Source organism: Thiocapsa sp. (assembly GCF_011390875.1).
Classification (GTDB): domain Bacteria; phylum Pseudomonadota; class Gammaproteobacteria; order Chromatiales; family Chromatiaceae; genus Thiocapsa.
This window is the reverse complement of sequence record NZ_JAABRP010000207.1, coordinates 1-8,218: the sequence shown is the minus strand read 5'-3', so window position 1 is coordinate 8,218 and position 8,218 is coordinate 1. Positions and strand designations below refer to the sequence as shown.

Sequence of the window (8,218 nt, the reverse complement as noted above, 5' to 3'; positions counted from 1 at the left end):
GGTGCGGTCTGCGTCGTTTTTTGGATTGGCTTGGCCGCGCCAGCTCCGACACCTGTCGGAGCTGGCGCGGTTTAAGGCATTAAAAAATATTCAATTCTAAACCGCGTCACGACAAAGGTCCGAAAAATCCTTGAGCCCGACTCAACATGAGGGTGGCGCATGTCACTCTGGGCGCGGTTTAGGTTCAATCCGCGGCAGCCGGATCCAGCGCACACAAAGCCCGCACGATCGCCGCATCCTCGGCGCGCTCGGCCACCGCGACCCGGACAAACCCCAGATCTCGGGCCTTCTCAGCCGTGCGTTCCGCCACGACCACCAAGGGTGTAGCAAGCAAGGGAGCACGGCCCTCGGGGCCGAGCATCTCCATCAGATTCAGCATGATCTCGTCACTGGTCGCGGTGACCATCGCCACCGTGTCGCTCCAGCGCGACAGCAATGGTGCGGGGTCGAATGCCGGGCGCAGACGACGGTACACCTCCGCAAAAAGCACCTCGGCGCCGCGCGCACGCAACGTATCGGCGAACAGTGCACGCCCGCCTTCGCCGCGAACGATCAGGACCCGACGGCCACGCATATCGGCCAGCTCGGGCATCGCGAGCAGGGTCTCGCTATCGAAACGCTGCTCCGGGACCAGATCCGGCGCACGTCCGGCGTCGCTCAATGCCTGAGCGGTCGCACGCCCGACGGCAGCGATCTTCTCGACCTGCGGCCACGAGCCGTCCGGCACCAAGGCGAGCGCCTGCTCGACCGCATTGGGGCTGACGAAATAGAGCATGTCCCAGGACTGCGCCAGCAGCGCGGCGGCTTCGCGCGGATCGGCGGCCGGCGCGATCTCGATGCTGGGCACGCGGATCGCGTGACCGTGGGCCGCCTCGATCAAACGGCAGAGTCCATCCGCTTGGGCCGCGGGTCGAGTCACCAGGACGCCACGACCGCCGAGATCACAGGGCGCGGTCATCACGGCTCTTGCAGCGCACTCAGGATCTCATCGGCGCCCTGCGCGAGCAGATCGTCGGCAACGCGCGTCCCGATCGCCTCCCAATCCGCGCGCGGGCCCTCGGATTCGGCGCGGAGGATCCGGGACCCGTCCGGCGTGCCGACCAACCCCTTAAGGACAAGCCGGTCGCCTTCGATCAGGGCGTGACCGGCAATCGGGACCTGGCATCCGCCGTGCAAACGCGCGTTCATCGCCCGCTCGGCGAGCACCCGATCGGCGGTGTCGCGATGATGCAGAGGCGCGATCAGATCATTGATGCGCGGGTCCGCGCTGCGGCACTCGATCCCGATGGCGCCTTGTCCGATTGCCGGCAGGCTGTCCTGCGGTGCGATCCGGCTGCGGATGCGCGACTCGAAGCCCAGCCGCATCAAACCCGCCGCGGCCAGGATAATGGCGTCGTACTCGCCCGCGTCGAGCTTGGCGAGACGGGTATTGACGTTGCCGCGCAAGGGCTCGATGCGCAGGTCCGGGCGCCGGTCGGCGAGCTGACACTGGCGACGCAGGCTCGAGGTGCCGACACAGGCACCCTGCGGGAGACTGTCGAGACCCTCGTAGCGGTTCGACACGAAGGCATCGCGCGGATCCTCGCGATCCATGATCACGGCCAGATGAAGGCCCTCGGGAAAGTCCACCGGGACATCCTTCATCGAATGCACGGCGATGTCCGCAACGCCTTCCAACATGCCCTGCTCGAGCTCCTTCACAAAGAGGCCCTTTCCGCCGACCTTCGCCAGCGGCGCATCGAGGATCTTGTCGCCCTTGGTGGTCATCCCGACGATCTGGATCTCGAGTCCGGGGTGGAGTTGGGTCAGCAGCGCGGAAACATGCTCGGCCTGCCACATGGCCAAGGGGGATTTACGGGTGGCGATACGGATGATGTTCGACATGGCGGATCCTAAAGGGGGTCTCGATCGGAGACTGATTCGGAAACAGGGACGTACGATCACGCCCGCGCGGACGAGACCACTGGACCACGAGGGCGGCGAAAGGGTGAGATTGTGTCACAGCCGACGCGGGGATTCGAACCGGCTAAACTGCGTCTTGCAGCGACCTGCCTGCTAAAACCCTTTTTCAAGGCTGCAGGCACCAACGAACGACGGAGCGGACGCAGTTTAAAAAATTGTTTTTTATATCCTAAACCGCGCTAGCTCCGACAGTCGTCGGGGCTGGTGCGGCTAAGCCATTCCAACAAATTTACGCATACCGCACCGGGCGCGGTTTAAACCGCGTCCCGGACGGATCATGAGCGGTCTTCCGTCCGCCGCCACCAACTGAAGGATTTCGACCCACTAAGGACGCGGTTTAGCTGGGGACGCAGTTCAGCTGGGCACGCGGAGAAACGGGGTTTCATCCGGCCTCCCCTCCGCATGCAGCCAGATTGACCCGCTGCCGTAGCCGGGATAGAGGGGAATGGCGATCAGCGCCGAGGATCTTGTACCGAATCCGTCGGATCGCTCGAACGTCATGGCGGACTCGGGGTCCGCATCCGGACCGGTCCCATGCGATGCCAGCAGATCCCGCCAGGCCGCCCAATCATCGGTATCCGGATCCGGGGTCTGCGCCGCGACGAACCTCGGAAGATGCTCGGCGATACGCGCGTGGCCGAGATCGTCGAGCTCACCCGCGCTCAACATATGCAGACCGGCGGCGATCGGGTGGACACGGATGTCGCCGTCGCCTCCGTGACGCAGCCAATAGGCCGAGCGCGGATCGGCCAGCACCAGATTGAAGGGCCGATAGGCGGCCGGATCCAGATCCGCCAGCGCCCCGGCTGCCTCGGAGGCTTCGGCATGATCGAGTGCCTCCAAGACCAGCTCGCCGCGACTGCGCTTTCCGGGCAGGGATCCGAGCGTACCCTGGCGGTTCATGACCGCGGCGACGAGGCCATGATCGTTGACCCCGAGCCAGCTCCCGCCGGACTCCAGATCGAGCCCGGCGCGCAGATGCGCGCGGTCCGGCCAATGCCGGCCCGGCGGACAACTCGGACGCGTGCGCATCTCGTCGCGATTGGCCGCGATCAAGACCGGCCAGGCATGACCCGGACGTCTCAGAATGACGAAGGTACACATGAATTGAAACCCCTCGTGCAGGTTCGCCCTGCGATGCGCCGTCGTGATGCGAGATCCGCATCGCATCGAACAAAGGTGAGGGCGCGTCGCGGCTCGAATCGAATCGAATCGAATCGAATCGAATAAAAATCATCAAATTCTTATATTCGGTTTCACCTCTGTCGTCACAGACTGCCGCCAGTCCGAGGCGCTTATGAGGCAGGTCTCGATCGGTCGATCGCCGCTCAACGCGGTTGTTCGCGCTGGACCTTCGCGACCTTGGTCGAGACCGTCTTGAGCAAGAGCTCGAACGCCTTGCGCTGGGTCAGTTGATTCGCGGTCGTCGGCTCGCCGATCATCTCCAGACGTGCCTGAAAATAGGCGAGATCGGCCTCGAGCCGCGCCAATCGGATACGACGACGCTTACGCTCGGTCAGATCCGTCGGGGAGTGTTGCGTTTCCATGTGAGCACCGGCCCCGTCGATCAAGGCTCGGGTGACGACACACCCGAAGATCGGCGATGATGCTTGCCCGATCCTTCAGGCGCGACACCCGTTAGCCTGAACCGACTTGCCAAGCGCTTCGGGACTTGTGTTATAAACATTGGTTATCCATGCATAAATTCAACTCAGAGAAACAACACCGAGCATGAGCGCAATCCTCGAGCTCTTTCGCAGTTCCGGCGCCCTTTACGGCGGCAATGCAGCCTTTATTGAAGACCTCTATGAACGCTATTTAAAGGACCCGGAGAGTGTCGATTTGGCTTGGCGCGAGCGCTTCCATGTCATGCACCAAGAGGCGGCCAACGAGGTCGCGCACGGCCCGGTGCGCGAGAACTTCCTGCGGCTCGCTCAAGAGAGTCGCACGCGCGCGCGCACTCGATCGACCGAGCGGCTCGAGCCCGCCGCCGCGGAAAAACAGGCCGCCGTACTCTCCCTGATCAACGGCTACCGCTACCGCGGCCATCAGGTCGCCGACCTCGACCCGATCAAGCTGCGCGACACCCCCAAGATCGCGGACCTGGATCCGGCCTTCCACAACCTGGAGCCGGACGACATGGACCAGGTGTTCCATACGGGCTCACTGTACGCCCCGGACCGCATGCCGCTGCGCGACATCATCGCGATGGTCGAGCAGATCTATTGCGGTACGGTCGGCTCCGAGTACATGCACATCACCGATACCCAGGAGAAGCGCTGGATCCAGAAGCGGCTCGAGGGGTATCGCGCGATACCCGAGATCGACACTGCCGATCGGCGTTGGCTCTTGACCCTGCTGACCGCCGCCGAGGGCTTCGAGAAGTATCTCCACCAGCGCTATGTCGGCCAAAAGCGCTTTTCGCTCGAAGGCAGCGACGCCCTCATCCCGATGCTCGACGAGCTGATCCAGCGCGCCGGACGCAAGGGCCAGAAAGAGATGGTCATCGGCATGGCCCATCGCGGGCGGCTCAGCGTGCTGACCAACATCTTCGGCAAGCCGCCGCAGGACATCTTCGACGAGTTCGAGGGCCGGGTCCAGATGGATTGGCGTCAGATGGCCGGCGACGTGAAGTATCACATGGGCTTCGCCACCGACATCGACACCCCCGGCGGCATCGTCCATCTGGTGCTGGGCTTCAATCCGTCGCATCTGGAGATCATCAACCCGGTCATCGAGGGCTCCGTGCGCGCACGCCAACGGCGACGCCACGACCGCAGCGGCGATCAGGTCCTGCCCGTGCTCATCCACGGCGACGCGGCCTTTGCCGGTCAGGGCGTGGTCATGGAGACGCTCCAGCTCTCGCAGACACGCAGCTATGCCACCGGCGGTACCGTCCACATCGTCATCAACAACCAGATCGGCTTTACCACCAGCAACCCTCTCGACACCCGTTCCACACTCTACTGCACCGATGTCGCCAAGATGGTGCAGGCGCCGGTCTTCCATGTGAACGGCGACGATCCGGAGTCGGTCATCTTCGTCACCCGGATGGCGCTGGACTTCCGCAACCAGTTCCACAAGGACGTCATCATCGACCTGGTCTGTTACCGGCGCCTCGGTCACAACGAGGCCGACGAGCCCTCGGTCACCCAACCGATGATGTACAAGAAGATCCGCCGTCATCCGACCCCGCGGGCCGTCTATGCCGATCGCCTCGTCTCCGACGGCATCATCTCCAAGGACGAGGCCGATGCCATGGTTGCGGATTATCGCGACTCCATCGAGCAGGGCGTGGTGGTCGCGCGCCCGGTCCTGTGTGGGCTCGATCATGCCTACCGCGTCGATTGGGGCTTCTGCCGCGGCACTGACTGGGATCAACGCGTCGACACGGGCGTCCCGGTCGAGAAGCTCCGCGAGCTCAGCGAGGCCATGCTGCGGGTGCCCGAGGGCTTCGAGCTCCACCCGCGGGTCGAGAAGCTGTGGGAGGAGCGGCGCAAAATGGCCCAAGGCGATCAGCTCCTCAACTGGGGATTCGCCGAGAACCTGGCCTACGCTACCCTCCTCGATGCGGGTACGCCGGTGCGCCTGTCCGGACAGGATGCCGGGCGCGGGACCTTCTTCCATCGCCATGCCAAGATCCACGACCAAGTGACCGGCAACGCCTACACCCCGCTGCAGCACATCGGCGAGCATCAGGGCGCCTTCATCGCGATCGACTCGCTGCTGTCCGAGGAGGCGGTGCTGGCCTACGAATACGGTTTCGCGACCGCGGAACCGAGCTCGCTCACGCTCTGGGAGGCCCAATTCGGCGACTTCGCCAACGGCGCCCAGGTGGTGATCGATCAGTTCATCACCTCGGCCGGGACCAAGTGGGGGCTGTGCTGCGGACTCGTGATGCTGCTTCCGCACGGGCTGGAGGGTCAGGGAGCCGAGCACTCATCCGCCCGTCTGGAGCGTTTCCTGCAACTCTGCGCCGAGCACAACATCCAGGTCTGCGTGCCGACCACGCCGGCTCAGATGTATCACCTGCTGCGCCGCCAAATCGTCCGCGACTATCGCAAACCGCTCATCGTCATGACCCCGAAGAGCCTGCTGCGCCATCGTCTCGCGGTCTCCGCGCTCGATGAGCTCACCAGCGGTCATTTCCAAACCGTCATCCCGGAGATCGACCCGATCGACCCCGCGCAGACCGAGCGCGTAGTCTTCTGCTGCGGTAAGGTCTATTTCGATTTGCTCGAAGCGCGGCGAGCGCGTGGTCTGACGAATGTCGCCATCATCCGCATCGAGCAGCTTTATCCCTTCCCCAAGGACCACTTCGACCGCGCGCTCGAGATTTACGACACCACCGAAGAGATCATCTGGTGCCAGGAGGAGCCGCAGAATCAAGGCGCCTGGGACCAGATCAAACATCGCTTCCACAACCTGATGCAGGACGGGAAGCGGCCCTATTATGTCGGCCGCCCATCCTCCGCCGCACCGGCCGTCGGCCACCGCGCCGCGCATGTCGAGCAGCAGGAGCGGTTGATCGACGAGGCCCTGACCGGGCACTTGAACCCCAGCATGAATAAAAGGATCCCGCCACAATGAGCAGCGAAGTCCGCGTCCCCGCCCTCCCCGAGTCGGTTGCCGACGCCACCGTCGCAACCTGGCACAAACGCCCGGGCGATCCGGTCAAGCGCGAGGAGAACCTGGTCGATCTGGAAACCGACAAGGTCGTGCTCGAGGTCCCCTCGCCGATCGACGGCATCCTCGGCGAGATCATGGCCAACGAGGGCGATGTCGTTCAGTCCGACGCCGTGCTGGCGCTGATCGAGGCGAGCGACGCCGCAGCAACGCCGCCGGCGCGCGAGGCATCGCCGCCGCCTGCCGAAGCCGCACCTGCCAAAGCCGCGTCGGCGAGTCCGGCGAAGGCCGCACCTGCCGGCGCCGAGCCGCAGGTCGCACCCGCCGCGCGGCGTTTGGTGAAGGAGTTGAATCTCGATCCCAATGCGATTGCGGGCACGGGCCGTGACGGGCGTATCCACAAGGCCGACGTCATCGCCTATCTCGACGAGCGCGAGCAGGCCGCTCCGGAAAAGGATCCGGAGCTGACCCCAGCGGCGCCCGCGCCCAGCCCGAGCCTAACCGGCGAGGCCGGCCGCCCCGAGCAGCGTGTGCCCATGACCCGTCTGCGTGCCCGCGTCGCCGAGCGCCTGGTTCAAGCCCAGCAGAACGCGGCCATGTTGACCACCTTCAACGAGGTCGATCTCAAGGCCGTTCTCGCGCTGCGCAGTCGTTACAAAGACCAATTCGAGAAGACCCATGGGGTTCGGCTCGGCTTCATGTCGTTTTTCGTCAAGGCCGCGGTGGAGGCACTGCAACGCTTCCCGGTGATCAACGCCTCGGTCGACGGGGACGACATCATCTACCACGGTTATTACGACATCGGCATCGCGGTCAGCTCGCCGCGCGGTCTGGTCGTGCCGATCCTGCGCAATTGCGATCAGCTCAGTATGGCCGACGTCGAGCAGGGCATTGTCGCCTTCGGCGAAAAGGCACAGAACGGCAGCCTCAGCTACGAGGAGCTCACGGGCGGAACATTCTCGATCACCAACGGCGGGGTTTTCGGCTCGCTGCTCTCCACGCCCATCCTCAACCCGCCGCAGAGCGCCATCCTGGGGATGCACAAGATCCAGGAGCGCCCGATCGCGGACAAGGGCGAGATCAAGATCGCACCCATGATGTATCTGGCCCTGACCTACGACCACCGGATCATCGACGGTCGCGAAGCGGTGCAGTTCCTGGTCAGCATCAAGGAGACCCTGGAGGATCCGGCGCGATTGCTGCTGAGGATCTAAACCGCGCGCAGCGCGATATGCGATGTTTTTGGATGGGATCGGCCCCGGCAGACTTGACGACCGCTGGAGTCGGCGCGGTTTAGGGAGCCCGGAAACGGCTCGAAGACTTCTACCCCGAAACAACCGGCTGACCGAGCCATGCGGCCCGGCACGTTCGTACTACCGACGCAGCGCTACTCACCCCAACGGGCCATCAACCGCTGAGGCACGCCCAGATGGTCCAGGATTCGGGCCACCATGAAATCGACGATCTGCTCGACGCGCGTAGGCTTGAAGTAGAATCCGGGATTGGCCGGCATGATGACCGCACCGGCGCGCGCGAGGCGCAGCATGTTTTCGAGATGGATGGCCGTGAAGGGTGTCTCGCGGATCACCAGGATCAGCTTGCGTGACTCCTTCATGGTGACATCCGCCGC

At 64.1% G+C, this 8,218-nt stretch carries 7 protein-coding genes; 2 read left to right on the top strand and 5 right to left on the bottom strand.

Annotation, left to right across the window (positions count from 1 at the left end):
* Window positions 1-184: 184 nt before the first annotated feature.
* The 4 genes from GPT33_RS15165 to GPT33_RS15150 form a co-directional block, all read right to left on the bottom strand.
* Window positions 185-958 carry a uroporphyrinogen-III synthase gene (locus GPT33_RS15165; protein WP_296810378.1) on the bottom strand — a complete coding sequence of 258 codons (774 nt, stop codon included), beginning with the start codon at window positions 956-958 and terminating at the stop codon, window positions 185-187.
* Window positions 958-1,884, bottom strand: coding sequence for a hydroxymethylbilane synthase (hemC, locus tag GPT33_RS15160; RefSeq protein WP_296810375.1), 927 nt, complete (start codon window positions 1,882-1,884; stop codon window positions 958-960). Before hemC ends, GPT33_RS15165 begins: the two co-directional genes overlap by 1 nt.
* A gap of 432 nt (window positions 1,885-2,316) precedes the next feature.
* Complete coding sequence (locus GPT33_RS15155) at window positions 2,317-3,066, bottom strand: NRDE family protein (RefSeq protein WP_296810373.1); 750 nt, start codon at window positions 3,064-3,066, stop codon at window positions 2,317-2,319.
* 224 nt (window positions 3,067-3,290) lie between these two features.
* Window positions 3,291-3,509 (bottom strand): hypothetical protein, encoded by a 219-nt coding sequence (locus GPT33_RS15150; RefSeq protein WP_296810370.1) that lies wholly within the window; start codon window positions 3,507-3,509, stop codon window positions 3,291-3,293.
* A 184-nt stretch (window positions 3,510-3,693) separates the two neighbouring features.
* Here GPT33_RS15150 and GPT33_RS15145 point away from each other — a divergent pair, with 184 nt between their 5' ends.
* Complete coding sequence (locus GPT33_RS15145) at window positions 3,694-6,552, top strand: 2-oxoglutarate dehydrogenase E1 component (RefSeq protein WP_296810368.1); 2,859 nt, start codon at window positions 3,694-3,696, stop codon at window positions 6,550-6,552.
* Window positions 6,549-7,802 carry a 2-oxoglutarate dehydrogenase complex dihydrolipoyllysine-residue succinyltransferase gene (gene odhB, locus GPT33_RS15140; protein WP_296810366.1) on the top strand — a complete coding sequence of 418 codons (1,254 nt, stop codon included), beginning with the start codon at window positions 6,549-6,551 and terminating at the stop codon, window positions 7,800-7,802. Before GPT33_RS15145 ends, odhB begins: the two co-directional genes overlap by 4 nt.
* Window positions 7,803-7,975: 173 nt before the next feature.
* Here odhB and GPT33_RS15135 read toward each other — a convergent pair.
* Window positions 7,976-8,218, bottom strand: a 243-nt coding sequence (locus GPT33_RS15135; RefSeq protein ID WP_363929406.1) for a flavoprotein, incomplete at its 5' end; no start/stop codon positions are given.

What these genes read in the sequence shown, in the direction of transcription:
- GPT33_RS15165 (WP_296810378.1), bottom strand. Translation starts at nt 958, where the DNA reads ATGACCGCGCCCTGTGATCTCGGCGGTCGTGGCGTCCTGGTGACTCGA.
- hemC (WP_296810375.1), bottom strand. Translation starts at nt 1,884, where the DNA reads ATGTCGAACATCATCCGTATCGCCACCCGTAAATCCCCCTTGGCCATG.
- GPT33_RS15155 (WP_296810373.1), bottom strand. Translation starts at nt 3,066, where the DNA reads ATGTGTACCTTCGTCATTCTGAGACGTCCGGGTCATGCCTGGCCGGTC.
- GPT33_RS15150 (WP_296810370.1), bottom strand. Translation starts at nt 3,509, where the DNA reads ATGGAAACGCAACACTCCCCGACGGATCTGACCGAGCGTAAGCGTCGT.
- GPT33_RS15145 (WP_296810368.1), top strand. Translation starts at nt 3,694, where the DNA reads ATGAGCGCAATCCTCGAGCTCTTTCGCAGTTCCGGCGCCCTTTACGGC.
- odhB (WP_296810366.1), top strand. Translation starts at nt 6,549, where the DNA reads ATGAGCAGCGAAGTCCGCGTCCCCGCCCTCCCCGAGTCGGTTGCCGAC.